19 protein-coding genes are annotated in these 25,819 nt (G+C 67.1%); 9 read left to right on the top strand and 10 right to left on the bottom strand.

Going from position 1 to position 25,819, the window contains the following annotated elements; translation table 11 throughout:
- Positions 1 to 4: 4 nt before the first annotated feature.
- From GGQ97_RS00345 to GGQ97_RS00330, 4 genes are all read right to left on the bottom strand, one after another.
- Positions 5 to 1,624, bottom strand: coding sequence for an alpha-amylase family glycosyl hydrolase (locus GGQ97_RS00345; protein WP_168067121.1), 1,620 nt, complete (start codon positions 1,622 to 1,624; stop codon positions 5 to 7).
- On the bottom strand, positions 1,599 to 3,407 hold the full coding sequence (locus GGQ97_RS00340; RefSeq protein ID WP_168067120.1) for an alpha-amylase family glycosyl hydrolase: 1,809 nt from the start codon (positions 3,405 to 3,407) through the stop codon (positions 1,599 to 1,601). The genes GGQ97_RS00345 and GGQ97_RS00340 overlap by 26 nt, the downstream gene beginning before the upstream one ends.
- Positions 3,404 to 4,915 (bottom strand): tryptophan 7-halogenase, encoded by a 1,512-nt coding sequence (locus tag GGQ97_RS00335; RefSeq protein ID WP_168067119.1) that lies wholly within the window; start codon positions 4,913 to 4,915, stop codon positions 3,404 to 3,406. Before GGQ97_RS00335 ends, GGQ97_RS00340 begins: the two co-directional genes overlap by 4 nt.
- 76 nt (positions 4,916 to 4,991) lie before the next feature.
- Positions 4,992 to 7,757 (bottom strand): TonB-dependent receptor, encoded by a 2,766-nt coding sequence (locus tag GGQ97_RS00330; RefSeq protein WP_168067118.1) that lies wholly within the window; start codon positions 7,755 to 7,757, stop codon positions 4,992 to 4,994.
- A 145-nt stretch (positions 7,758 to 7,902) separates the two neighbouring features.
- On the opposite strand from GGQ97_RS00330, the gene GGQ97_RS00325 reads away from it, so the two are divergent.
- Positions 7,903 to 8,928: a LacI family DNA-binding transcriptional regulator gene (locus tag GGQ97_RS00325; RefSeq protein ID WP_168067117.1), complete on the top strand. Its 1,026-nt coding sequence runs from the start codon at positions 7,903 to 7,905 to the stop codon at positions 8,926 to 8,928.
- Between the two features lie 55 nt (positions 8,929 to 8,983).
- Here the strand turns inward: GGQ97_RS00325 and GGQ97_RS00320 are convergent, their stop codons facing one another.
- Positions 8,984 to 10,273 carry a sugar MFS transporter gene (locus GGQ97_RS00320; protein ID WP_168067116.1) on the bottom strand — a complete coding sequence of 430 codons (1,290 nt, stop codon included), beginning with the start codon at positions 10,271 to 10,273 and terminating at the stop codon, positions 8,984 to 8,986.
- Positions 10,274 to 10,413: 140 nt separating this feature from the next.
- Here GGQ97_RS00320 and GGQ97_RS00315 point away from each other — a divergent pair, with 140 nt between their 5' ends.
- The 7 genes from GGQ97_RS00315 (at position 10,414) to GGQ97_RS00285 (ending at position 19,758) form a co-directional block, all read left to right on the top strand.
- The gene (locus GGQ97_RS00315; protein WP_168067115.1) at positions 10,414 to 11,919 is read left to right on the top strand and encodes an MFS transporter; all 1,506 of its coding nucleotides are present in this window, start codon (positions 10,414 to 10,416) and stop codon (positions 11,917 to 11,919) included.
- 46 nt (positions 11,920 to 11,965) lie between these two features.
- Positions 11,966 to 12,724 carry an inositol monophosphatase family protein gene (locus GGQ97_RS00310; RefSeq protein ID WP_168067114.1) on the top strand — a complete coding sequence of 253 codons (759 nt, stop codon included), beginning with the start codon at positions 11,966 to 11,968 and terminating at the stop codon, positions 12,722 to 12,724.
- A 65-nt stretch (positions 12,725 to 12,789) separates the two neighbouring features.
- Positions 12,790 to 13,848: an ABC transporter ATP-binding protein gene (locus GGQ97_RS00305; protein WP_342448411.1), complete on the top strand. Its 1,059-nt coding sequence runs from the start codon at positions 12,790 to 12,792 to the stop codon at positions 13,846 to 13,848.
- Entirely contained in the window at positions 13,845 to 14,732 is an 888-nt protein-coding gene (locus GGQ97_RS00300; protein ID WP_342448410.1) for a carbohydrate ABC transporter permease, read from the top strand. The genes GGQ97_RS00305 and GGQ97_RS00300 overlap by 4 nt, the downstream gene beginning before the upstream one ends.
- On the top strand, positions 14,722 to 15,564 hold the full coding sequence (locus GGQ97_RS00295) for a carbohydrate ABC transporter permease (RefSeq protein WP_342448409.1): 843 nt from the start codon (positions 14,722 to 14,724) through the stop codon (positions 15,562 to 15,564). The genes GGQ97_RS00300 and GGQ97_RS00295 overlap by 11 nt, the downstream gene beginning before the upstream one ends.
- Complete coding sequence (locus GGQ97_RS00290; protein WP_168067112.1) at positions 15,561 to 16,868, top strand: ABC transporter substrate-binding protein; 1,308 nt, start codon at positions 15,561 to 15,563, stop codon at positions 16,866 to 16,868. Before GGQ97_RS00295 ends, GGQ97_RS00290 begins: the two co-directional genes overlap by 4 nt.
- A 139-nt stretch (positions 16,869 to 17,007) precedes the next feature.
- Positions 17,008 to 19,758: a TonB-dependent receptor gene (locus GGQ97_RS00285; RefSeq protein ID WP_168067111.1), complete on the top strand. Its 2,751-nt coding sequence runs from the start codon at positions 17,008 to 17,010 to the stop codon at positions 19,756 to 19,758.
- Between the two features lie 45 nt (positions 19,759 to 19,803).
- Here the strand turns inward: GGQ97_RS00285 and GGQ97_RS00280 are convergent, their stop codons facing one another.
- Together GGQ97_RS00280 and GGQ97_RS00275 are read right to left on the bottom strand one after the other, a co-directional pair.
- The gene (locus GGQ97_RS00280) at positions 19,804 to 20,796 is read right to left on the bottom strand and encodes a glycoside hydrolase family 43 protein (protein WP_168067110.1); all 993 of its coding nucleotides are present in this window, start codon (positions 20,794 to 20,796) and stop codon (positions 19,804 to 19,806) included.
- A gap of 46 nt (positions 20,797 to 20,842) precedes the next feature.
- On the bottom strand, positions 20,843 to 22,204 hold the full coding sequence (locus tag GGQ97_RS00275) for a glycoside hydrolase family 43 protein (protein WP_168067109.1): 1,362 nt from the start codon (positions 22,202 to 22,204) through the stop codon (positions 20,843 to 20,845).
- A 103-nt stretch (positions 22,205 to 22,307) separates the two neighbouring features.
- On the opposite strand from GGQ97_RS00275, the gene GGQ97_RS00270 reads away from it, so the two are divergent.
- Entirely contained in the window at positions 22,308 to 23,345 is a 1,038-nt protein-coding gene (locus tag GGQ97_RS00270) for a glycoside hydrolase family 43 protein (RefSeq protein ID WP_168067108.1), read from the top strand.
- Here GGQ97_RS00270 and GGQ97_RS00265 read toward each other — a convergent pair.
- Genes GGQ97_RS00265 through GGQ97_RS00255 form a run of 3 tightly spaced genes read right to left on the bottom strand, consistent with a single transcriptional unit; the run spans position 23,342 to position 25,775 of the window.
- Positions 23,342 to 24,271 (bottom strand): Gfo/Idh/MocA family protein, encoded by a 930-nt coding sequence (locus tag GGQ97_RS00265; RefSeq protein WP_168067107.1) that lies wholly within the window; start codon positions 24,269 to 24,271, stop codon positions 23,342 to 23,344. The two genes, GGQ97_RS00270 and GGQ97_RS00265, sit on opposite strands and share 4 nt — an antisense overlap.
- Complete coding sequence (locus GGQ97_RS00260; RefSeq protein WP_168067106.1) at positions 24,268 to 24,897, bottom strand: 2-dehydro-3-deoxy-6-phosphogalactonate aldolase; 630 nt, start codon at positions 24,895 to 24,897, stop codon at positions 24,268 to 24,270. Before GGQ97_RS00260 ends, GGQ97_RS00265 begins: the two co-directional genes overlap by 4 nt.
- On the bottom strand, positions 24,894 to 25,775 hold the full coding sequence (locus GGQ97_RS00255) for a 2-dehydro-3-deoxygalactonokinase (protein ID WP_245197772.1): 882 nt from the start codon (positions 25,773 to 25,775) through the stop codon (positions 24,894 to 24,896). Before GGQ97_RS00255 ends, GGQ97_RS00260 begins: the two co-directional genes overlap by 4 nt.
- Positions 25,776 to 25,819 lie beyond the last annotated feature (44 nt).

Here is a 25,819-nt window from a genome sequence, read left to right as displayed (position 1 = left end):
CGGGTCAGAATTCCTCGATCACGGCCGCGAACGGGCCAAGCTCGCCGCCGGCATGGTCGCCGGTGGAGAAGATGATGGTGCCCACAGGCGCGAAGGCAGCGGGGTCGGCGGACAGGTTGAAGCTGCACCGCAGCCGCTGGCCGCCGCGCAGGCGGTCGAAGACCAGCCGCTGTTCGCCCGCCTCGACGATGTCGAGCGAGCCCCAGCGAAGCGCCTGGTGGGCGTTTCGCAAGGCAATCACGCTGCGGGTCAGGTGAAGCAGCGACTCCGGATCTGCCGCCTGCGCATCGACGCTCAGGGCCGTGTGATCGGCCCCGAACGGCAGCCACGGCGTGCCACTGGTGAAGCCAAGCCCAGCCTCGCCGCGCGACCACGGCATCGGCGTGCGAACCCCGTCGCGGCTCAGCGTCTGGGGCCAGTTGGCGATCGCCTCGGGGTCCTGCAGTAGCTCAAACGGGACCTCGACCTGGGTCAGGCCAAGCTCCTCGCCCTGGTAGAGGATGATCGAGCCCCGTAGCGCCGCCAGCAGCAACAGCTTGGTGCGAGCGAACTGCGCCGCATGAGCCTCGTCGACCCACCGCGACAGCGCGCGCGGGGCGTCGTGATTCTCGAACGCCCAGCTTGGCCAGCCCATGCCCGGGCGGTCGGGCCAGCGCCCGGCGCTCTCGGCGACCAGCGCCGGGGTCAGCCGGTCGGCATAAAGGAAGTCGAACCCATAGGCGCTGTGAAGCCGGCCGGGCGCGGTATAGTCGGCCATCTCCTCGCGCGCCTGCTCGCCGCCGACCTCGGCCAGCGCGAACGCCGCTCCGTGATCGTCGCACAAGGCTCGCAGCCGCTCGAGGAAGGGCAGGATTTCGGGCTGCGACTGGTTGTGGAAATGATGCTGCAGGTCGAACGGCCGGGTCCGCTGCGTCGGGTTCACGACCGGCGGATTATCGGTGAGCCTGGGATCGTGCATCATGAAGTTGACCGCGTCGAAGCGGAAGCCGTCGACCCCGCGATCGAGCCAGAAGCTGACGATGTCGAGCAACGCCTGCTGGACTGCCGGATGATGGCCGTTGAGCTGCGGCTGCTCCTTCAGGAAGTTATGGTGGTAATATTGCTCGCGCCGCGCGTCCCAGGTCCAGCTCGGACCGCCAAACACCGACTGCCAGTTGCTTGGCGGTGAGCCGTCGGGCTTGGGGTCGGCCCACACGTACCAGTCCGCCTTGTCGTTGGTGCGGCTCGACCGGCTTTCGACGAACCAGCGATGCTGGTCGCTGGTGTGCGAGAAGACGAGGTCGATCAGCACCTTGAGGCCGAGGGCATGGGCGCGGGCGATCAGCGCGTCGAAATCGGCCAATGTGCCGAAGATCGGGTCGACATCGCGGTAATCGGCGACGTCGTAGCCGAAGTCCTTCATCGGCGAGGTGAAGAAGGGCGATACCCATACCGCGTCGACCCCCAGGTCGGCGACATGGGTCAGGCGGGCAGTGATGCCCCTGAGATCACCGATGCCGTCGCCATCGCTGTCGCAGAAGCTGCGCGGATAGATTTGATAGATGGTCGCCCCGCGCCACCAGGGCTCGGCTGCGGCCGGCTCTGCCCGCACCGGCGGCTCAGCGAACGGCGCGGCAGATGACATGGCCGAACGCAGGCAAGGCGACGCGGACAGTTCCCGGGGCGACCGGAGCGGCGGGGCAGGGGCCCGACAGCGAGGCGAGGCCGCTGATATCGGCGGCGACCGCGACGTTGCGGGTGATCGGCTGGGCCGAGATGTTCACCGCGACGATGACTTCCTCGGCGCCGCCCGAACGGCTGAAGGCGAGAAGGCCGGGCTTGTCTTCGGCGGCGAGCAGGCGGCTGTCACCCCGGCGCAATGCTTCGCTGCCGGTGCGGATGCGGGCGAGCTGCGCGATCAGGCGATAGAGCGGATGCGACGCATCGAAATTCTCGACCGCGTTGGTGCGCGTGGTGCCGAGCAATGTGTTGTCGAGATAGGTCGCGGTCTTCGACGGGAACATCGTCTCGCGCGAATCCTGGTCGCCGCCATCGCCGACAAAGCCCTGCTCGTCGCCATAATAGACCGTCGGCACGCCGCGCCAGGTGAACATCAGCACGTGGCCCAGGCTAACCCGCGCCAGAAGCTCTTCCGGAGAGGCGTTCTTGTTCCCCTCGCGCACGTAATAAGCGAACCGCCCCTGGTCGTGATTGCCGAGGAAGGTCGGAAGCTGCTTCGCGGTCGCCTTGCCTCCGGCGTAGAGCACGTCCTGGTTGAGGAATTCGCGCCAGATCTCGGTCGGTTGGCCGGCCGCCAGGCTGCGCAGCGCAGCCTGCTTGAAAGCGAAGTCGAGCACCGCCGGAAGCTTGTCCTCGACCGTGTGCTTGGCGAGGAAACCGGGGCTGAAGTCGTCGTTCGCGACCTCGCCGAAGATGTGGAAGTTCGGAATGCCCCTGGCCTTGGCCCGCTCCAGCATGGCCGGCGCGAACTGCTGCCAGAATTCCGGGTTCACGTGCCGCGCGGTGTCGATCCGGAACCCGTCGATCCCGAACCGGTCGATCCAGCTGCCGTACACCTCGATCATGCCCGCCACGACCTTGGGCTGCTCGGTCATCAGGTCGTCCAGGCCGACGAAATCGCCCTGCGTTGAGCTCTCGCCCGTGAAGGTGCTGTCGCCGCGATTATGGTAGAGCAAAGGGTCGTTGAGCCAGGCCGGAACCTTGACGTTCCGCTCCTTGGCATCGGTGTTCAGCGTGTAGGCGTAATTGGGGTCGGTCAGCCGCGCGAAATTCTCGGGCGTGCGGACCGTCTCGCCGAGGAAGCCCGGGTTGATCGCCTTGCCGCCAACGCCGCCGCGGCGCTGATAGGGGTAGTCGGCGATTGACCGGTAGGGACAGGCATTCGCCGCCTCGCATTCGGAGAACTTGATCACGTCCGCCGTGTGATTGGTAATGATATCCATATAGACTTTCATGCCGCGCCCGTGGGCCGCGTCGACGAAAGCCTTGAAGTCCCCATTCTCGCCGAAATGCGGATCGACGCGGGTGAAGTCGGTCACCCAATAGCCGTGGTAGCCCGCGCTTTCCTGCCCCTTGCCGCCCTGCACCGGCTTGTTCTTGAAGATCGGCGCAAACCAGATGGCGGTGACGCCCATGCCTTGAAGATAATCGAGGCGGCGGATCAGGCCTTTGAGGTCGCCGCCATGGTAGAAGCCCTTGTGAGAGGGATCGAACCCGGACTGCAGCGGCCCACCCTTGATCCCTCCGTTGTCGTTCCGGCGGTCGCCATTGTCGAACCGGTCGGGCAGCAGGAAATAGATCACCTCGTCTTCCGGCCGCCGGGCTCGGAAATCCGCGGCGGGGGCCGGCTGGGCGGCCGGCGTCATCTGACTTGCGGTGGCCAGGGCGAGGGCAGTCATCAGGCTCATGCGGCAACGGCCTCAAGCTTGGCGCCCGTTCCTTCAAGGAACTGGCGATGGGTGGGAAGGCGGCTGACGGTGCCGGCCATGACGGTCTTCAGATTGGCGAGAAAGGCGTCGAGCTCGGCTTGGGGCAGCGCGTCGGCCATGTGATCGTAGCGGCGCGGCTCGATCCCCTGACCTAGCATCACCTGCAGCCAGCCGACCTCGTGGAACAGCTCCCGGCCGTGGCGGAAGATGCGGCCGGTGTCGCGGAACAGATCGATGCGATCCTTCAGGCTGTCGGGCACTGCCATCTCGCGGCATGCCGTCCACATCGGTGCGTCGGTCCGCTGATTGGCATGATAATGCAGAATGATGAAGTCCCGCACGCCATCGAATTCGGCGGTCATCTGGCGATTGAACTCGTCCGCGTAGGCGGGATCGAACCCGGCGTCGGGGAACAGGGTCGACAGCTTCACCACTGCCGACTGGATGAGGTGGATGCTGGTCGACTCGAGCGGTTCGAGGAAGCCGCTCGACAGGCCGATCGAGACGACATTCTTCTCCCAGAAGCGTTCGCGCCGTCCGGTCGTGAACTTGAGCAGCCGCGGCTCGGCGATCGGCTTGCCTTCGAGGTTCGCCAGCAGCACGTCGCGGGCTTCGTCTTCACCCATGAAGGCGGACGCGAACACGTGGCCGTTACCGGTGCGGTGCTGCAACGGAATGCGCCATTGCCACCCCGCCTGATGCGCGATGGACTGGGTGTACGGCCGCGGCTCGCCGACATTCTCGGTCGGTACCGCCCACGCGCGGTCGGCCGGCAGCCAGTGGGTCCAGTCCTGACAGTCGACTCCCATCGCCTCGCCGATCAGCAACGCGCGAAAGCCCGAGCAATCGAGGAACAGCTCGCCCTCGATTCGTGATCCGTCGGCCAGGACCACGGACTGTACGTGGCCGCTTTCGCCGTCGCGTTCGACCGACTGGATGAGGCCTTCCTGCCGGGTCACCCCATGGCCTTCGGCGATCCGGCGCAGGTAGCGCGCGTACAGGCCGGCATCGAAGTGATACGCGTAATTGAGCCCGGCGAGCGGAGTGTTCGGAACCCGCGGCAAATGGCCGAAGCGTCCGGCATAGGCCGCCCGCTCACCTAGCGAATAATCGCCCAGGCGATCGGCCAGACCCGCCGCCTTGGCGCGTAGGAAGTAATGCACGAAGGGGGAGAGGCCGTGGTAGTGACCAACGTCTCCGAAGGCGTGCATGTAGCGGTGGCCGAGCGTGCCCCAGTTCTGGAACTCGATGCCCAGCTTGATGGTGCCGCGGGTCTCGCGGAGGAATTCCGCCTCGTCGATTCCGAGCGCCTGGTTGTAGACGAGGATCGGCGGAATGGTCGCCTCGCCGACGCCGACGGTGCCGATCTCGTCTGATTCCACCAGCGTGATGTCGAGGGTGCGGCCGAAGGTGCGGCCGAGCAGCGCCGCGCTCATCCAGCCGGCGGTCCCGCCGCCCACAATTACGACCTTGCTTATCCGCTGCACGGGAAAGCTTCCTGTTCCGCCCGGGACGTGGTGACCGGCCGCCGCCAGGCGGCCGGTCCCGACATATTGCGCGGCCTTAGAACTTCCAGGTCGCGCCGGCCATGAAGTTGCGGCCGTAGGTGTGGTAGTTGCGGACCCGCCGCTCGTCGTCGCCGAAATACTGGACGAACGGCTCGTCGGTCAGGTTCGAGCCCTGCACGTAGAGCGACAGCCCCTTGAAGCCGACGTTGGTCAGGTCATAGCTGACCTGCGCGTCGAGGATCGTCTCGGCCTTGGCGAAGCGCAGCTCGCTGGTCAGGCCAAGCGCGAAGCTTTCCGCGAGGAACTTCGAACGGTGACGGGCACTGACGCGGGCACCGAAGCCAGCCCGCTCGAAGTAGAGCGTTCCGTTGAGCACGCGCTTCGACAGGCCCGGAAGCTCTTCCGGAACCGCGTCGGCGGTGCGCCGCACCTTGCTGTTGGTGAACGAGGCGCTGCCGATCGCACCGAAGCCCTCGAGCGCCGGGACCAGCGAACCGAACGGCAGCGAGGCCGACAATTCGAGGCCATAGATGCGACCGCCGCGACCGTTTGCCGGAGCGCTGATGAAGCCTTCGCGGAGGATCGGCTGGATCGGCCCCGGCGCGATGATGCCGTTGAAGTCGGTCAGCACGTTCTCGGTGTAAACGTAGTTGAGCAGCTTCTTGTAGTAAGGCGCGACCGCAATGTAGCCGCCGTTGCCGAAGTAGAATTCGTAGGAAGCGTCAAACTGCCAGGCGCGCCACGGGCGAAGCTTGGGATTGCCGCCGCCGCCGGTCCACGGCGAACGGGTGATGTCGGTCGACAGCGCGTTGGCGGCGATGAAGTTGACGTCGCGGCTGGCGTTCATGTCGTCCATGCGGCTGCGCGACAGCACCTTGGCCGCGCCGAGGCGAAGCTTGTGGTTGCGGGCGAGGCCGAGGCTGAGGTTCAGGCTCGGAAGGACGTCCCAATATTTGTCGCCGTCGAGGCGCGGGGTGATGACCAGTCCGCCAGCGGTGTTGAAGCTGACCACGTTGCCCGCGCTGCTCTGGTCGGTGTGGACCAGCTGCACGCCGGCGTTCCCGGTCAGATCCATGCCGCCGAGGTCGGCGTCGATGTTGGCCATGGCGTAGGTGTTGAAGATGTCTTCCGACACGTCCCAGCTGGCCTTGGCGCTGCCGAGGAGATCGTTGGGAGTGCGGAAATAGACGCCGTCGGCGATGAGCTGGCGGACGTCGTAGGCAATCGACGGGCCAAGACCGAGGAAGCCGAGATCGGCCGGCTCGACCAGGCGGTTGGCCGGGATCGGCAGGACCGCCGGATAGGCATTCAGAGTCAGGAACTCGCCGGTCTTGGTCTGGGTCTTCTCACGCGAGGCGAAGCGCGCGCCGACCCGAATGTCGGAGATCGGACCGCCCAACTCGTAGGAAGCGGCAAGCTTGATCGCGGCGAGATCGTCGCTCGACGCTTCGCGGTTGATGTAGCCGTCCTGGCTTGCGCACTGCCAGCCGAGCGCTTCCTGGCAGAAGGGGCCACCCCAGCCGAGGTTGTCGCCGAGGCGCCACAGATTGGGGTCGGCATAGTTGAGGCCGCTCACCACGCTGATCCCGTTCGGGCCGCCCAGCGTGTAGGTGATGTTGTCGGTCAGGCCGGTCTGGCCGCGCCCGGTCGAGCTGTAGGTTTCGGCCGCGGTGAACTTGCGGTCGGCGCGGCTGTAGCTCGCGTCCAGTTCGAGCCGGAGGCGATCGGTGAATTGCGCGACGTTGTTGAAGCCGATGGCGAAGGTGTTGACCTTGCGATCGGTGAAGTCGTTGCGCGACTGGGTGCGGATGCCGTTCCAGCGGCCGCTGGTCACCAGCCCGTCGGCGGTGGTCACCGGGGTGAAGCTGCTTGCGGTGTAGCCCGCAATTTCCTGACCGCGCAGCGTCTGCTCGTCGTTGAAGCGCGAATAGAAGACGTCGAGGCGGCTCTGCCAGTTGTCGACCGGGATGAATTCCAGCGTGCCGGCAAGGCCGTCGCGGGTCAGTTCATTCGACTTGACGTAAGGCTTGATGCCCTCGAGCGCGGCGTTGCCGCCGACGTTGTTGCCGTAGCCCCAGGCCTGGATCCACTGTTCCTGGATCGGCTGCACCATGCGGGCGTAGCCGAGCGCCCAGCCCACCGTGCCGGCGTCGTTCTGATCGACCAGCGCGATGTTGAAGCGATAGCCCTTGTCCTTGGTGTCGCGGTTGAGCTTGCCCTTGTCGTTGATCTCGCCGCGCAGGCCGATCGCCACCGTGCGCCGCTTCTGGCTGAGCGGACGGATGGTGAGGAGGTCGATGGTGCCGCCGATCGCCTGGTTGGTCAGCGCCGCGTCGGGGGTCTTGTAGACCACTGCGCCATTCAGCAGTTCCGACGGGAATTGGTCGAATTCGACGGCGCGGTTGCTGTCCGAGCTCACCATCTCGCGCCCGTTGAGCGTGGTGGTGGTGAAGTCGGGCGACAGGCCGCGCACCGACAGCTTGTTGGAGCGGCCGTCGAAGCGCTGGCTGGTCAGGCCTGGAAGGCGCGACAGCGCTTCGCCGATGCTGGCGTCGGGCAGCTTGCCGATGTCCTCGGCCGCGATCACTTCAACGATCGAGCTGTTGTTGCGCTTCTGGTTGACCGCGTTGCGGATCGAGGCGCGCAGACCGGTGACGACGATGGTGTCGTCCTGCTGCGCGCTGATCTCTGCAGCGGCATCGGCGTCGGTTGGCCCTGCTGCGACATCCTGCGCCGAGGCAGGCGTTGCGATCAGTGCGGCGCACAGCGCCAGCGGACTCGCGGCAAGCCAATAGCGGCCGTTGCTCGAAGATTTCGTCATTGTCGTCACCCCTCCTGGACGATCGCGTGCGGCGAACAAGCGCGCACCACGTCACCAATCTGCAAAGTTTATGCGTGGTTTGGCGGAGTGACCAGAATGCCGCCCCGCTATACATACGTATTCAGCCCGCTAAACTGTGGCGGCAATGACGCAGCGGCGCCCGACATCGTTCGACATCGCGGCCCTGGCCGGTGTGTCCCAGCCGACCGTCAGCCGTGCCTTGTCCGGAAATCCCGCCGTCAGCGCCGAGACTCGGGCCCGCGTCCTCGCCGCTGCCGAGCAGCTGCATTACAAGGTCGACAAGAACGCCTCGGGCCTGCGCCGCCAGCAGAGCCGCACACTGGCCCTGCTGTTCTTCGAGGACCCGACCCCCGACGAAACGCTGATCAACCCCTTCTACCTGTCGATGCTCGGGTCGATGGTCCGCGCCTGCGCCGGACACGGTTACGACCTGCTGATCAGCTTCCAGCAACTGAGCGACGACTGGCACGTCGATTTCGAGGACAGCCGCAAGGCCGACGGGATCATCCTGCTCGGCTACGGCGACTATCTCCAGTATCGCCCGCGGCTCGAGGCTTTGGTCCGTCGCGGCACCCATTTCGTGTGCTGGGGCAACCCGCGCGCCAATGAATTCGGGGCGATGATCGGTTCCGACAATGAAGCGGGCGGGCGCGAGGCGACCAGCCACCTGATCGCCCATGGGCGGCGCCGGATCGGCTTCGTCGGCACAGTCAGCGAGGGCTATCCCGAATTCCTCGATCGCTATCGCGGCTATGTCCGCGCGCATGACGAGGCCAGCCTGCCCGCCTTCGACCGGCTGCGGGTCGATGCCGGTCCGAGTGAGGAAGAGGGCCGCGCCGCGGTCGCCGAGCTGGAACGCCGCGGGCTTGCCTATGACGCTTTGTTCGCCGCTTCCGACCTTGCCGCGATCGGCGCGATGAAGGCGCTTCAGGAACGCGGGCGCCAGGTGCCGCAGGACGTCGCGGTGGTCGGGTTCGACGACCTTGCCGCCGCCGGCTACGCAAGCCCGCCGCTGACCACCGTGGCGCAGGATGCCCGCGCCGCCGGCCTCGCGCTGGTCGAGGCCCTGATCGAGCGGATCGAGGGACGGGAAGGCGAGCCGCGGCTGCTTCCCGTCAGCCTCAAGGTGCGCGGCTCAAGCCTGGCCTGACGCGCCCGACAAGCGGGCGCTCAGGCCCTGTTTGACGCGCCCGAAAAGCCGCCGCTCAGGCTTGCTCCGACGCCGGCCGCCGGGCGTAGAAGCCATAAGCGGCGATGATCGCATAGCAGACCGCGGGAAGCAGGAGCGCGATGCCCAGGCTGCCGCTGGCGTCGGCCAGCATGCCCGTCAGCAGCGGGATCACCGCGCCGCCGAAGATGGCGATGTTGATGATCCCCGACCCGTCCGCCGCCCGCGCGCCGAGCCGCTCGCAGGCCAGGCTGAAGATGGTCGGGAACATGATCGAGTTCATCAGTCCGATCGCCAGTAGGCTGTAGGCCGCCACCGCGCCGGTGCTGTTGGTCGAGATCGCCAGCAGCGCGATTGCGCCGACCGCGACTGTCGCCAGGATCAGGCCCGGGCTCATGATCCGCAGGAACCAGCTGCCGATGAAGCGGCCGACCATTGCGCCGCCCCAGTAGAGGAAGATCAGGTTGCCGGCGCCCTGCTCGCTCAGTGCGAGGACGTGGCGCTGCTGCAGGTAGTTGACGATGAGGCTGCCGATCGAGACCTCGGCGCCGACATAAAGGAAGATGCACAGCGCGCCGAAGCCGAACCGCTTGCGGCTGAGCAGCGCGAAACCGGCGAACGGCGAGCTGCGCTCGTGGCTTTCGCCCGGAAGGCGGTTGCGGAACAGGAACACCGCGCCCGCGATCACCAGCAAGGCGACGGCGAGGCCGATATAGGTGTTGCTGATCGCCTGCGTCTCCGCGGTGCGGTATGCCTCCAGCTCGGCCCCGGTGAAGTCCGAGGCACTGACGCCCGCCAGCCCGCCGAGGATCAGCGCCGATCCGACGATCGGGAAGACGGTGGTGCCGAGGCTGTTGAACGCCTGCGCAAAGGTCAGTCGGCTGTGCACCGTCTGGGCCTTGCCGAGGAGGCTGATCAGCGGATTGGCGACCACCTGGACGATCACCACCCCGCTCGCCAGCACGAACAGGGCGAACAGGAACAGGCCGTAGGTCGCCGTGCGCGAGGCCGGGATGAACATCAGGCAGCCGGCCATCATCACCAGCAACCCGGTCATCGCCCCGCGCATGTAGCCGATCCGCTTGACCAGCTGCGCGCCCGGAATGCCGATCACCAGATAGGCGGTGAAGAAGCAGAACTGGACCAGCATCGCCTGCGTGTAATTGAGCGTGAACAGCTCCTTCAGCTTGGGCAGGATCACGTCGTTGAGGCTGGTGATGCCGCCGAAGATGAAGAACAGCGCGAACACGAAATAGCGCAGTTCTGGCGCGTCGACGCCGTCCTCCGGACTTTGCGCTTCCATTCCGGTCGGTGCGGCGACGGCCATGCTTGATCCCCCTTTGTGAACGCTCACACTGGTCATAGCCTTGCATTCTGTCACCTGTGAATACCTATTCTGCTGCACCGCACAAAGGATTGGCACTGCTCGGCTTTCCTGCTTTCCTCGGGACAAGTGGAGGGTGGTGCATGGATCAGGTGACGGGGCGGCTGGAAAAGCCGCGGCAGGGCTGGGCGGGGCTGTGGAACATCTCCTTCGGCTTTTTCGGAATCCAGATCGGCTTCGCGCTCCAGAATGCGAACATGAGCCGGGTCTTCCAGTCGCTGGGCGCGAGCCTCGACGACCTGCCCGCGCTGTGGGTGGCAGCGCCGCTTACCGGTCTCCTGGTCCAGCCGATCATCGGCTTCATGAGCGATCGCACCTGGCTTGGCCGGTTCGGCCGCCGCCGTCCCTATTTCGTCGCTGGCGCGCTGCTCGCGGCGCTGTCGCTGCTGCTGATGCCGCTTGCACCGGTGCTCCTGGCCGCGGCCGCGCTGCTGTGGATGCTCGACGCCAGCCTCAACATCTCGATGGAGCCGTTCCGCGCCTTCGTCGGCGACCAGCTTCGCCGCGACCAGCATACCGCGGGCTATGCCGTGCAGACCGCCTTCATCGGCGCGGGTGCGGTGATCGGTTCGATCTTCCCCTACCTCCTCGAACATTGGGGCGTCAGCAACGTCGCCTCCGGAGGGGCCATTCCCGACACCGTCAAATGGAGCTTCTGGGCCGGCGGCACCGCCCTGTTCCTGGCCGTGATGTGGACGGTCTTCACCACCCGAGAATATTCGCCCGACGAAATGCGCAGTTTCGGCGAGGCGCAGAGTCATGACCTGGGCGACACCCGCGCGGCGCTTGCCGGCAGGTCGATGCTCGTGCCCTTCGCGTGGGGTGCCGCGGGCGGACTGGTGATCGCACTGGTGCCCGAGCTTGGCCTCGAGAAGGAGGTCTACCTGCTCGGCGCGCTGCTGGTCGCTTATGGCGCGCTGTCCGCCTTTGCCATTGCCGCCGCCAAGCGCGGGCGCAGCTCGGGCATGCTCGGCAGCCTGGTCGGTGACTTCTCGGGCATGCCGCCGGTGATGAAACAGCTGGCCCTGGTGCAGTTCTTCAGCTGGTCGGCGCTGTTCATCATGTGGATCAACACCACCCCGGTGGTCGCGCTCAACTTCTTCGGCGCGAGCGATCCGGACAGCGCAACCTATCAGGAAGCGGGTAACTGGGTCGGGGTGCTGTTCGCGGTCTACAACGGCGTTGCCGCGATCGCCGCGCTGCTGGTCCTTCCGGCACTCGCCAAGCGGATCGGCAAGGCGAAGACCCATGCCCTGTGCCTCGCCGCGGGCGCGCTCGGCTACGCCAGCTTCTTCCTCCTGCGCGATCCCCAGCACCTGCTGCTGGCCGAGATCGGCGTCGGCATCGCCTGGGCCTCGATCCTCGCCATGCCCTACGCCATCCTCGCCAGCGCGCTGCCGCAGGCCAAGCTTGGCACCTACATGGGCCTGTTCAACATCTTCATCGTCGTGCCGCAGCTGCTGGTGGCGACGGTGATGGGCTCGATCATGAAGGCCTTTTTCCCGGGCGAGCCGATCTGGACCATGGCCTTCGCGGCGGGCGTGATGGCCCTGGCGGCGCTTGCGACATTGCGGGTGCGCGAAGCCTGAAGGGAGGCGCTTCGCCGGGGCGGTGATGTCGGCTAAGGCCGGCATCATGTCCGAATTCCTTCCTTTTTTCCGCCGCCTGTCCGCCGTCGCCCGCGGGGTGACGCTTGGTGCTGCGGTGCCGGATGCCGACAACAAGGCGGGGGCTGGCGGTTTCGACCCCGTGACCGAGCTCGACCGCGGGGCGGAGCGGGCGCTTCGGGCCGCGATCGAGGCGGCCTTCCCCGAGGATGGCATCGAGGGCGAGGAATATGGGCTTGTCAGGCCCGAGGCGCGGCGGCGCTGGCTGCTCGATCCGGTGGACGGCACACGCGCGCTGATCTGCGGGCTGCCGAGCTGGACGACGCTGGTCGCGCTGCTCGAGGACGGCGACCCCGTCGCGGGCTTCATCGACGCGCCGGCGCTGGGCGAACTGATGATCGGCTTGCCGGGAAGCACGACGCTGAACGGCGAGGCGGCGCGCGTGTCGGGCTGCTTGCGTCTTGCCGAGGCGCGGCTGTCGTCGACCGACCCGTATCTGTTCGAGGGGCAAGAGGCCGACGCGTTTGAGCGGGTGCGGCGCGCGGCCCGGCTGACCCGCTTCGGCTATGATGCGCTGGCCTATGCGCGGCTGGCGGCGGGCCATCTCGACCTGGTGATCGAGAACAAGCTGCATCGCCACGACTGGGCGGCGCTGGTTCCGGTGGTGCGCGGCGCGGGCGGGGTGATCGGCGACTGGCAGGGCGGCAGCGACTTCGAGCCGGGCTCGGTCGTCGCGGCGGCGACCCCGGCCCTGTTCGAGCAAGCGGTGGCACTCCTCTCCCGATAATGCTGGTTGCAGCGCCGTGACGCCTCGCTAAGCTGCCGGCCGTGCCAGGTCTTCAGCTTCGCGGCGTGTCAAAGTCGTTTGGGGAAACCCAGGTGCTGGAGGCGGTCGATCTCGACATCGCGCCGCGCGAATTCATCGCTTTCCTGGGCCCGTCGGGGTCGGGCAAGACGACCTTGCTGCGGATCATCGCCGGGCTCGAAACCGCCGACGGCGGCGAGGTGATCCTCGAGGATCGCCGGATTGATCGGCTCGGCCCGGGCGAGCGCGACGTGGCGATGGTGTTCCAGTCCTACGCGCTTTACCCGCACATGAGCGTTCGCGAGAACATGGCTTTCGGCCTCAGGAACGCAAAGGTCCCGCAAGCCGAGATCGACGCGCTGATCGCCGACGCCGCACGGGTGCTGGAGATCGAGCCGTTGCTCGACCGGAAGCCGTCGCAATTGTCGGGCGGCCAGCGCCAGCGTGTGGCGATCGGCCGCGCGATCGTCAAGAAGCCGCAGCTGTTCCTGCTCGACGAGCCCTTGTCCAACCTCGACGCGGCCTTGCGCCTGCGCACCCGGGTCGAACTGGCGCAGCTGCGCGACCGGGTCGAGGCGGGTGTGATCATGGTCACCCACGACCAGGCCGAAGCGATGACCCTGGCCGACCGGATCGTGGTATTCCACGACCGCCGAATCCAGCAGGTCGCGGCGCCGATGGAAATCTATCTCAGGCCGGCCAATCGGTTCGTGGCGCAATTCGTCGGATCGCCGGCGATGACCATGTTGCCGGTAAGGCTGGTTGACGGCGGGGAGCATGCCGCGGTGATGCTCGGCGATGGAAGCCGGATCGAGACACGGGTGCCGCGTGCCGGGCTTCCGCAGGGCGGCGCGCTCGAGCTTGGGTTGCGGCCGGAACACCTCCGGGTCGCGCGTGAAGGCGTCGCCGCTGACGTGATGCTGGTCGAGCGCCTGGGTGAACGCAGCCTCGTCTACGCCAAGCTGGCCGACGGCGGCATGATCACCGGCGAGGATGTCGGCACAAGCGCGCTCAAGGCCGGTGACCGGATCGCGCTGGCGATCGATGGCGAGGCGGCGCACCTGTTCGGGCCAGACGGCAGCGGCTTCCACCGGGTCGGGGCGTGAGCCGGAACCGGGCCGCACGCCGCGACCCAGGGTTCGCCTTCGTCGGGCCGTTCCTGCTCATCTACTGCGCGGTGCTGATCGCGCCGATGCTCCACGGCATGTGGCTGTCGCTGCACGTGGTCGACATCTGGGGCGACGGGCGGTTCGCCGGCCTTGCCAACTACGGCCGGCTGCTGGCCGATCCGACCTTCGGGCAAAGCCTGGTCAACACCTTCGCCGTGACGTTGATGGTGGTGCCGATCCTGACCGGGATCGCGCTGGCCCTGGCGCTGGCGCTCAACCGGGCCAGCCGCGGGGCGGCGGTGCTGCGCGGCATCTTCTTCTCGTCGGCCGTGCTGTCGGTCACCATCGTCACCCTGATCTGGCGTTTCATCCTGGCGCCCGACGCCGGTCTGCTGGGCGAGGCGGCGCAGGCGATCGGGGCCGAGCCGATCCCGTTCCTGTCGTCGCCCGACCTTGCGCTGTGGGCGCTGGCGATCACCACCATCTGGTGGTCGATCGGCCTTCCGATGCTGCTGTTCCTGGCCGGGCTGCAGCAGGTCCCGGCCGACCTCTACGAAGCCGCGGCGCTTGACCGTGCAAGCCGGTGGCGGACCTTGCTCAGCATCACGCTTCCCTCGCTCAAGCGCACCACGATCCTGGTCGTGATGCTGCAGACCGCCGCGCAGCTGCAATTGTTCGGGCAAGCGCAACTGCTGACCGCCGGCGGACCGAGCGGCGCGTCGCGAACGGTTGTGCTGTTCATGAACGAGGTGGCGTTCGGGCGCTGGGAGCTCGGCTATGCACAGGCCGCCGCCGAAGTGCTGTTCGCGATCATCCTGGTGGTGACGCTGACCCAATATTGGCTGACCGGCCGGGCAGGGGAGGGCGAGGGTGGCCGCTGATGCCGTAGCCGCCCGCACCCGCCTGCCCTTGCCGGCGGCGATCGCGCTGGGCATCGGTGCTGCGATCATGCTTGCGCCGCTGCTCTGGACGCTGGCGCTGAGCTTCAAGGAAAATGCCGCGCTGGTCGGCAACAGCGGGGCGGCGCTGACCCCGCCGTGGACGCTGGAGAATTACGGCGCGATCCTGGGCAACGGGCAGACCCTGCGCTGGCTGTTCAACAGCCTGATCGTTTCGGCTGGGACGACGCTGGGCGTGCTGATCCTGACCAGCCTCGCCGGCTATGGCTTCGCCCGGCTCGAGTTTCGCGGGCGGCGGGCGCTGTTCCTGTTCGTGCTGATGGGGCTCGCGATCCCGGGGCAGGCGGTGATCCTGTCGCAGCATCAGCTGTTCGCCTGGGCCAACCTCCACAACAGCTATCCGGGGCTGATCCTGCCGGGGCTGACCACCAGCTTCGGCGTGTTCTTCATGACCCAATATATGCGGGCGATCCCGCGCGAACTGGACGAGGCGGCGCTGCTCGACGGGGCGAGCCACTGGCGCATCTTCACCCGCATCATCCTGCCGCTGACGGTGCCGGCGCAATCGACGCTGGCGGTTTTCACCTTCCTCGGGTCCTGGAACGATTACTGGTGGCCGCTGATCAGCGTCACCCGCAGCGAGATGTACACGCTGACCGTCGGCCTGGCGGCGGCGCAGATGAATTACGCGCAGACCAGCGGGCTCGGCTTCCTGATGGCGCAGGCGGTGTTCGCGTCGCTGCCGATCTTCATCGTTTACCTGATCTTCCAGAAGCAGATCATCGCGGCGATGGCCGGGACGGCGCTGAAATGAGGCGCGTGCTGGCGCTTGCCGCGGCGGTGCTGCTCGGCAGCTGTACGTCCGACGAGCGCGGGCAGGGGCTTTATATCCAGCGCTTCTTCGGCGAGTGCACCAGCGCCTATGGCACCGCGACCGACGTCGCCAGGGCGGAAGGCGAATGCGGGATCGTCACCACGATGATCAACGCCTTCCGCGCTGCGCATCCGGAGGCGCGGGTCAGCCAGAATGTGGTCGCCTGGCCCGGCTACAGCCAGCTTACGGCGCAGCTTGCCGCGCGCCAGCCGCCCGACCTCGTGACGATGCACAGCGGCGTCATTCCCGATTATGCCGGCAAGGGCCTGCTGGAGCCGGTCGAGCCCTATCTCGCGGCGGCGGGGCTGGCCCCCGGCATCTTCACGCCCGCCGCGCGGCAGGGGGTGACGTGGGACGGCCGGATGTACGGCCTGCCGTGGGACACGCATGGCGGGTTGTGGCACATCAACCTGGCCCTGTTCCGCAAGGCCGGGCTGGTCGACGCCGACGGCAAGCCGATCCTTCCGCGCAGCCCGGAGGAACTGCTCGCGCAAGGCCGCCAGTTTCGTCAGCGGACCGGCAAGCCCTACCTGATCCAGAGCCTGGTCGGCGATCCGGCGGGGGCAGCGCGGATCCTCTACACCTATATGATGGCGCAAGGCGCGCCGCTGTTCAGCGACCCCCGGCACATCCGCTTGAACACGCCCGAAGGACGGCGGGTGGCCGAGCTGTTCGCGCAAGTGACGCGCGAGGGGATCGGCACCAGCAACATGGACACGCCCGCCGCGATCGCCGCCTTCATGAGCGGCGAGGGCGGGGTCTATCCGACCGGGACATGGATGATCGGCCAGTTCGAAACCGAGGAGAAGACCCGCGGGCGGCCACTGTTCGGAAGCTATTCGGTGCAGCCCTTTCCGCAGCTTTACGGAAAGAACCTGATGTTTGTGTCGGGTCATGCCTGGGTCGTGCCCAGGCGTGAGCGGACCGCGACGGAAAAGCAGGCGATTGCCGACTTCTTCCGCTTCATGGCGGCGCGCAACGGCGACTGGGCGCGGACCGGGCATCTGCCGGCGATCCAGGCACAGGTCGACGGCCCCGCCTTTCGCTCCTTGCCGCATCGCCAGGACATTGCGGTGGTCGCCACCATCGGCCGGGCGCTGCCGGACGGGGTGCTCCGGCAGAATGCGATCGAGGGGCTGGTGGGTGAGGAAATGGCGGCGGCGATCACCGGGCAGAAGCCGGTGCCCCAGGCGCTCGCCGATGCCGAGCGGCGGGTGAACGAGTTCCTGGCCGAAGTGCAGTAGTCACCTTTCTGCAACAGCGGCCTGACGATAGGAAAGTTAACCGCCCCTCTCATTGTCGCTTTCGCGAAAGCGGGTGTAGCGTTGCCCCAACAGGGGCGTTTGGGTGTTCCCGGCGCCAGGAGGCCTGGGGGAGAAACATATGCGCATCCGGACATTCGCCCTCGCTTCAGCGAGCTTCACCGCGATGGCGGTTGCCACTCCGGCCGCCGCGCAACAGCAGCCCGCCGACCCCGCGGTCGAACAGACCAGTGAAGCGGACGATGCCGCTGCTGCCGACGACGACACGATCGTCGTCACCGGCCTCCGCCGCTCGCTCCAGTCCGCGGTCAATCTGAAGCGCAACAGCGAGCAGCAGATCGACGCCATCGTCGCCGAGGATATCGGCAAGCTGCCCGACATCGCCGTGTCCGAAACCGCTGCGCGCATTCCCGGCCTGCAGGTGACGCGGCGCGGGGGCGAGGCGGACACGGTGCTGGTCCGCGGCCTCCCCGATTTCGCAACGACCTACAATGGGCGGGAGATCTTCACCGCCGAAACCCGCGTCGTCGCCCTGCAGGATTTCCCGAGCGCCAACATCGCCGCCCTGGAAGTGTACAAGACCACCACCGCGAACCTGGTCGAGGCCGGCCTTGCCGGTGAGGTCAACGTCCGCTCGCGGCGCCCCTTCGACTTCCAGGGTCTCGAGATCGCGGGGTCGGCCTGGGCGCTGTATACGAAGCAGGCGGGCAAGTGGAACCCGAACGTCAACCTGCTGGTGTCCAATCGCTGGGGCTTCGGCGATGGCGGCGAAATCGGCGTCCTCCTGAACTACAGCCGGACCGAGCTCGACTATCTCGACAGCGAGCCGAGCAACACCGACTTCATCGCGCCCGGCCCGGCCGGACGCTTTCCCGACATCCAGCGCTTGTTCTACCGCAGCGGCAACCGCGTGCGCCCGTCGATCAATGGCGCGATCCAGCTGAAGGTGTCGCCCGACGTCCAGTTCTATGTCGAAGGATTGTGGCAGGGCTTCCGCAACAAGGTCAGCGATCGCCTGTGGGAGCAGCCGCTGTACGGCGGCACCTTGTCGAACGTCGTCCTGCGCCCCGGCACCGACCTCCTTTCCAGCGGCACCGTCACCAATCCGGGCGGTGACATCTTCAGCTTCCAGGGTGCGACCTTCAACAAGACCGACACCTATCAGTTCGCCGCCGGCGGCAGCGCCGACCTCGGCCGGCTGAGGCTGACCGCCGATGTCGCCCGCACCCGTTCGACCTTCCGCGGATCGACGGAGTCGGTCGACACGGTGTTCCGCCCGACCGGACCGTTCAGCGTGAACTTCAACAACGAGGTTCCCGAGTTCAGCTACGGCACGCTGCCCGGCCTCGACAATGTCGCCAACTACCGCTTCCGCGGGCTCTACGAGGAAGACCAGAAGTCGCAGGGCGACGACTGGCAGTTCCGGGTCGACGGCCAGTATGAAACCGGGTTCGGCTTCCTTCCGACGATCGAGGCGGGCGCCCGCTACACCACCCGCGATGCCGCGCGCCGGTTCGGCAATCGCTATGCCTTCCTGCTTCCGCTGAACATTCCGGCAAGCGCGCTTCCGATCGATTACGCGTTCAACCGGCCGGGCTTCCGCGGGACCGACGTGCAGGGCTTCCGCAGCTTCCTGACCCCGACCTACAACAGCGTGCGCGACAGCCTTGGCGAGCTTCGCCAGTTCATCATCAGCCGCTGCCCGAGCATCCTGCCGGGCGATCCGGGCAATGGCTGCGCAAGCTACACGCTGGACCCGGTCGCGGCCGATCCGCGCTCACGCTACACCGCCAGCGAAGATTCGCTCGCCGGTTACGTCCAGGGCCGCTTCGCCTTCGGTGAGAATTTCGACGGCGTGCTCGGCCTTCGCGCTGTTCGCACCGAGAGCGAGGTCAAGGGCACCAGCCGGATCAACAACGTCTTCACCCCGGTCGATGTCGGCAACAAGTACACCGACTGGCTGCCCAATGGCTCGGTCCGCTGGCGCTTCCTGCCTGGCGCGCAGCTGCGGCTGTCGGCAACGCAGACGCGCACCAAGCCGACCTTTGCCGACCTCAACCCGGCATCGGATACCGGTGCTCCGGTCGGCCAGTGCAATGCGGCGGGGCAGTCGACGACGTCCAACCCGTTCGATTGCGTCCGGCGCGGCGGGGGCGGCAACCCGTTCCTGCAGCCGTTCAAGTCGAACAACTATGACGCTAGCCTGGAATATTATTTCGGGCGCGGTGGCCTGCTCGCCGCCGCCGTCTTCCGCCGCGACCTGAAGGGGTTCTTCCAGAACCAGACGTTGCGCTACATCGACCCCAATCTGGGCGCGCTTGAACTGAATGCGCCGGTCAACACCAATGCGGCGAAGATCGACGGCGCGGAGGTGCAATTCTCGAGCTTCTTCGACTGGGGCTTCGTGCCCGGCTTCTTGCGCAACTTCGGCGCACAGGCGAACCTCACCTATCTCGAAACCGAGATCACCGACCCCAACACGATCATCGGCCAGCGGGATATCTACGGCGTCAGCAAGTGGACCTACAACCTGGTCGGAATGTACGAGAATGCCGGTTTCTCGGCGCGGGTGAGCTACAACAAGCGGGGCAAGTTCCTCGGCTTCATCGACATTCGCGACAACAACAATCCGGCCAGCTTCGGCGGCGACTATTACTATCAGTATGGCAAGCCGTCGGGCCGCCTCGACATGTCGGCAAGCTACACTATCAACGATCGCCTCACCGTGTTCGGCGATTGGACCAATATCCTCGAGAAGCCGTATCGCGAGTATCTGAGTTCGGCCCGCAACGGTGCGGCGCGGGCGGAGTACATCCGCTTCCTGCGCTATGACGAGACGACCTTCAGCGTGGGCATCCGCGCCCGCCTCTGATGGGCACGAGGGGGCTTCTGCACCGGTGGTGCGGAAGCCCTTCCGTCAGCGGGCCGGGCGCAGGCTTGGCGCGATAGCGGGGGCGTTATTCTCCCATCCGAACGGTGCGACGTAGAGGAAGCGCTTGCCCTCGCCCTTGCGGCAGCCCTTGGTGGTCGACCAGCCGTGGAAGCTGATAAAGGTCCCGCCATTGGCGCGGAACACCGACTGGTGGCCGGGGCCTGACAGGCAGCCTTCCTTGCCGGGGCGCGCATAGCTGTTGAGGATCGGGGTGGGGCCGGCGTCTGTGCAGGGGCCCAGCGGACCCGCACAGCGCGCCCAGTTCATCGCATAAGGCGACAGCCGCTGGTCGTCGTTCCACCCGAAATAGCCGCCCGAATAGAGCATCGCGTAACCGTCGGGCACGCGGAGCATGGTCGGGGCCTCGATCACGCGCTGCTCCCACGCGTCCTCGTCGGTGAGGCCGATGTCCTTGGCCGCGGCGGCAAGCTTCAGGCCGTCGGGGGTGAGCGGCGCGCCCCACAGGCGGCTGCGCTTGCCGATGCGGTTCCCGTCGGCCTTCCAGTAGAGATAGAGCTTGCCGTCCTTGTCACGGAACGGGTTGGCGTCGATCGATCCGCCAAGCTCGAACTGGCAGACCATCGGTTCGGCCGAGCGGTCGACGAACGGCCCGCGCGGCGACGTGCTGACGGCGACGCCGAGGCACTGCTTGTCCTGCGCGCGGTGATTGGCGGTGTAGTAGAGGAGGTAGTTGGCGCCGACCTTCATCACCTCGGGTGCCCAGGTGAAGCCCTGCTTCACCCACGGGGCGAGGGTCGGCATGGCGTCCTGCTTCTTGCCCGCAGTGTCGCGCACCGGGGTCCAGCTGATCAGGTCGCGGCTGACCGCCATCGGCACGTTCTCGCCGTCGTTGGTGGCGTAGGCGATGAAGCTGCCATTGCCCTCCGCCATCACAAAAGCGTCGGGGAAGTTGTCGCGCAGCACCGGCTCCATGATCGGTTGCTGCTGGGCCGTGGCGGCGGTGCTTGCCAGGATCAACGCACTCAAAGCCAGTCGCCGCACGCTTACTCTCCCCATCGGTCCGTCACGGAACCAGCGTTACCTCGTCGCCGCTGAACGCCAGGCCAACGGTCATCAAGGCGCGGAACACGTTATAGCCGCCAGTGCCGGGATGAAAGGCGTGGAAGAACAGCCGCGGCTCGCCGTCGCTTCCGACCGACACCGAGGCATGGCCGGGCGCCGTCCAGTCGGGATGCGAGCGCAGCAGCGGCTGGTCGGCCTTGCGCCACGGTCCGGTCAGCCGGTCGGCGACGGCATAGCCGATACCGTAGCTGGGCGAGGTGAAGTCGTTGCCGGCGTAGAACAGGTAGTAGCGGCCATCCTGGCGGGTGAGATAGGGCCCCTCGATCAGGTGGCCTTCCCAGTCGAGGTCGTTGGCGAGAAGCAGGTGCTGATCGCCGACGAGGCTGCGGCCGTCGGCGCCGATCTGCCGGGCGTAGATGGGGGTCGCCATATTCTCGATGACGTGGGCGGCGATTCCGCTCCGCTCCAGCGCGGCCTTGACCCTGCGCCAGTTGGCAAGCGCCGCGCGGATCAGCGGCTGCATCAGGAAGAAGCGCTCCATCGGACGGCGGCTATTGGCGAAGGGCTGGATCGCGGCACAGAAAGCGGCGGTGCGGCGGTCGCCTTCGTCGTCGAACAGGGCGGGGATGAGATCCAAATTCTCGCGCAGCAGCGCGGCGAGCGGGCGCGGCCAGTGGCTGTTGCTGTCCTTTTTCCAGAGCAGCCACGGCGTGCCGTCCGCATCGACGTAGACATGGCTGTCGATCACGGTGCCGGTCAGCAGCGGCGCGCCATTGTCGGTCCACGGCCCGGCGGGATGGGCTGCGCGGGCAAGTCCGATGGCAAGGGTGCGGTCGAGGCCGCGGGCGGTGTAGCTGAGCCAATATTCCTCGCCGACGCGGGCGATCTCGGGCGCCCAGAAATCGCCGACCTTGAGCCCGGCGGCGGTCCAATCGGGCGTCTGGCCTTCCTCGAACACGAAACCCATCGGCTTCCAGCTCTCGAGGTCGGTGGAATGGAGGATGGGAAAGGCGTCGGGTGCGTCGTTGGAGGTCGCGACCAGCCACCAGCCGTCGCCGGTGCGAAGCACGGCGGGATCGCCATAGCCCGACAGGATGCGGGGGTGGAGGTTGCCGGTGATCAGCGGACGCCAAGGGGGTGCGGCATAGTCCTGCGGCGGCTCGGCATGGTGCGGGCGGCGCGTGCCGAAGTCGGCGTGCAGCGCGTCGAACATCTCGGCAAAGGCCTCGGGCTCGGGTCCGTCGACGCGGTAGGACCGGACTCCGCTGCCGTCGCTGGGTGAGACGTTGAGCGCGAAACCCTCACCCTCCTCGACCGGTTCGACAGCAAAGGTCAGCAGGGGGGTGCCGGGCGAGAGGGCCATACCGTCCACTTCGTGTGATTTCATGAGCTTGGGATCGGTCGCGAGCATGGCGGCGGCAATCCCCCTAGGCAAGGCTGGGCCGCGAAGCCTAGGCTGCCGGCCCATGAAAGACATCCTGCCCGGCCTGCTCCTGCTGCTGTCCGCCTGCGCCACGGTGTCGCCGCCGGTCACTTATCAGAACCCGGTGATCGACCAGGACTTTCCCGATCCGGCAGTGGTCCGCGCGCCCGACCGCAGCTTCTATGTCTATGCGACGCAGGGCGGTGATCCGATGCGCAACATCCAGGCGGCGCGGTCGAGCGATCTGGTGAGCTGGACGCAGCTGCCCGATGTCCTGCCGGTCAAGCCACGGTGGGCGAGCCGGACGCAGGATTTCTGGGCGCCCGACGTCATTCGGCGCGGCGCAAAGTGGCTGCTCTATTATTCGGCCAAGCCAGATGCAGCGTTGAGCGACGACAAGCGCGGGCTTTGCCTGGCGGTAGCGAGCGCGGACCGGCCCGAGGGGCCGTTCACCGACATGGGCAAGCCTTTGCTTTGCGGCCAGGGGTTCGTGAACATCGATCCGTTCGCGTTCGACGATCCGGCGACGGGCAAGACCTTGCTCTACTGGGGATCCGGCTTCGGACCGATCAAGGTGCAGGAGCTTGGGGCCGACGGCATGTCCTTTGCGCCGGGCAGCACGCCCGTCAACCTGGTGCCGGTGGTCCGGACCGAGGATGCGCGCGAATATCGCCGGCTGGTCGAGGGTGCGTGGGTGACCGTGCGCGACGGCTGGTATTACCTGTTCTTCTCGGGCGACAATTGCTGCGGGCCCAAAGCGCATTATGCGACCATGGTGGCGCGCAGCCGATCGGCGACCGGGCCGTTCGAGGTGCGGACAAGGCCGCTCTATCTAGTGCTGGAAGCGAACGAGCGCTGGGTCGCACCGGGCCACAACAGCGTCATCCCTGACGATGCGGGAAGTGACTGGATCCTCTATCATGGGGTCGATGCGCGGCGGCCGAGGACCAGGCCGACCGATGACGTGAACACTCGGCGGGTGATGCTGCTGGATCGGTTGGAATGGCGCGACGGCTGGCCGGAGATTGCCGGCAAAAGCCCCACCAGTTCGTCGCAGCCTGGGCCAGTGGTTCGGCGCTAGACGGTCACTGCCTCCACCGTCTCGCGCTTTCCAACCAGCAGCGAGTCGGCGACCAGGCGGAGGGGTTCGACGTCGACCAGGCTTTCGCGGCAGTCGATCAATTGGGCGAAGCGGGCGTAGAGGTCGGGATATTCGCCGATCCCGCTTGCCGCGACCTCATCCCCGTTGAGCAGCAGCCGCGCGCCGCCGTCGAGGAGCTTCAGGGTGGCACCGTCGGCGGTCTCGATCTCGATGGTCCATTCCTCGCCGTCGGTCTTGCGCCAGTCGAGGCTTGCGCTGAGCGGTCCGTCGGCGGCGGGTGAGGTGAAGGCGAGTTCGGCCGCGATCGGGGTGTGGGCATTGGCCGGGTAGAAGAGGGTGCCTTCGCGCACGAACAAGGGCGCGGGAAGGATTGCGGTCGCGACCGAGAAAGCGTTGATGCCGGGGTCGAACACGCCGAAGCCGCCCGCGTCGAACACCCATTGCTGGCCCGGGTGCCACTTGTGCACGTCTTCATGCCAAATGATCTTCATCGTGGCGATGCGCTGGCCGGCGAGCAGCCTCGCCGCCGCCGCGACTCCGCCGTTGTGCTGGGCGTGCCAGGTGGTGAAGAGGGTAGTGCCCGCGGCTTCCGCCAGGCGGCGCAGTTCCTCCACCTCGCCAAGGGTCGCGCAGGGTGGCTTTTCGAGCAGCAGGTGGAGACCGCGCGCGATGCACAGCTTCGCGATCTCGTAACGCGGGCCGGGCGGCGTGGTGATCGCTGCCGCATCGAGGTCGGGAAGGGCGGCGAGGAGGTCCTCGGCCGAGGTGAAGTTGGGCGCGGGGCCGTTGCCCTGGCGGCTGACTGAAGCAGCCAGTTCGAACCGGGGATTGCCGGCGATCGCGGGGACATGCTGGTCCTCGGCGATCTTGCCGAAGCCAATGATGGCGGTGCGGAGCGGCTTCATGCCTTGCATCCCGCGACATAGGCCGCGGCGCGCGCGTGCACTTCGTCGGCGCTGCGACCCGGGGTGTAGAGGCCCGAGCCAAGCCCGAAGCCATTGGCGCCCGCCTTGAGCCAGGCCTGCATCGAATCGGGCTGGATTCCGCCGACGACCAGCACCGGCACCGCCTTGGGCAGGACCGCCCGCTGCGACTTGAGAAGCGCGGGCGTGGCGCCTTCGGCCGGGAACAGCTTCAGCGCCTGCGCCCCGGCGTCGAGCGCGACAAAGGCCTCGGTCGGGGTGAAGTAGCCGGGAGCGGCGACCATGTCGGCCTGCACCGCGGCGGAGATGACCTGGGCGTTCGTGTTGGGGGCGACGACAAGCCGCCCGCCGGCGTCCTTGACCCGGGCGACGCTGAGCGTGTCGAGAACGGTGCCGGCGCCGACCAGGGCGCGGTCGCCGAGGGCCTGCGCGAGGCGGTCGATGCTTTCGAAGGGGTTGGGGCTGTTGAGCGGTACCTCGATGATGGAGATTCCGGCCGACAGGATCGCTTCACCCACCGCGACGACCTCGTCGGGGGTTACACCGCGGATGATCGCGACCAGCGGGCAGTCGCCGAGATAGCGGGTGAAATCCTCTTCGGCGGTCATGACAATTGCTCCACGGTGGCGTTGGTCCCGGCGAGGAAGGCGGCTTCCCCGTCGACCTGGTGGTTGGGCCGGCCGAACTGGGTCAGCGCGGCGGAGTAGAGCCGCGTCAACGCACCGCGCCCCATGACGACCACCTCGCCGTCGGGCATGCCCTTGACCCCCGTGCGCAGGTCGGCGCCGATCAGAAGGCCGCTGACGAAGCTTGCGACTTCGTCCTCGGCGAGGCTGCCGAGCAGCACCCGGGCGCGGACGGTGAACAGGTCGGCGGTGAGCGCGCGCCCCTCGAGCCCGCGGGAGACGCCTTCGGAGAACATCTCGCCGGGTTGGGCCTCGACCTCGAGCCACGACTTGAGCAGACTCTGTGCCTTGAGGATGGAGAACATCTCGCCGGTCATGACGGTTCGGAAGCGGGTCAGGCGGCCGCCCTGCATCAGCGCCCACTTGTTGTGGGTGCCGGGGTGGCAGATGAGCGCGTCGGCGCCGCACAGGCCGGCCGCGACCGCGCCGAAGAACTGGGTTTCCTCGCCCCGCATCACGTCGCCGCGAAGGCCGTCGACGAAGGAAGCGCCGGGAACGATGAAGGCCCGGGCCTCTGGCACTTCGACCAAGGAGGCGGCGAGCGTTGCGAGGTCGAGCGGGCAGGGCAAGTAGGGGGCCGGGACCCACCCGCCGCGCGCGCCGACCATGCCGGCCATCAGCAGGGGCAAGTCGCCGAGGCGTTCACGGACGGTCGCGACCTCCGCCGGGAAGCCGCCGGGGGGGACGCTGGTGAAGCCGAGGTCGTCGGCGAACTCCGCCTCGACCGCGCCGGCTCGCACCCGCCAGGCACGCCGGTTGGTGGTGCCCCAGTCGACCGCGATATATCCGTCTGTCCACATGCCCGTGCTCATGCCAACAAAAGCGACAAAGGGCGACAAGGGTT

The organism is Sphingomonas kaistensis, assembly GCF_011927725.1.
Taxonomy (GTDB): domain Bacteria; phylum Pseudomonadota; class Alphaproteobacteria; order Sphingomonadales; family Sphingomonadaceae; genus Sphingomicrobium; species Sphingomicrobium kaistense.
Note: the sequence above shows the minus strand (reverse complement) of the source record. Positions and strands in the feature narration are given on the sequence as shown.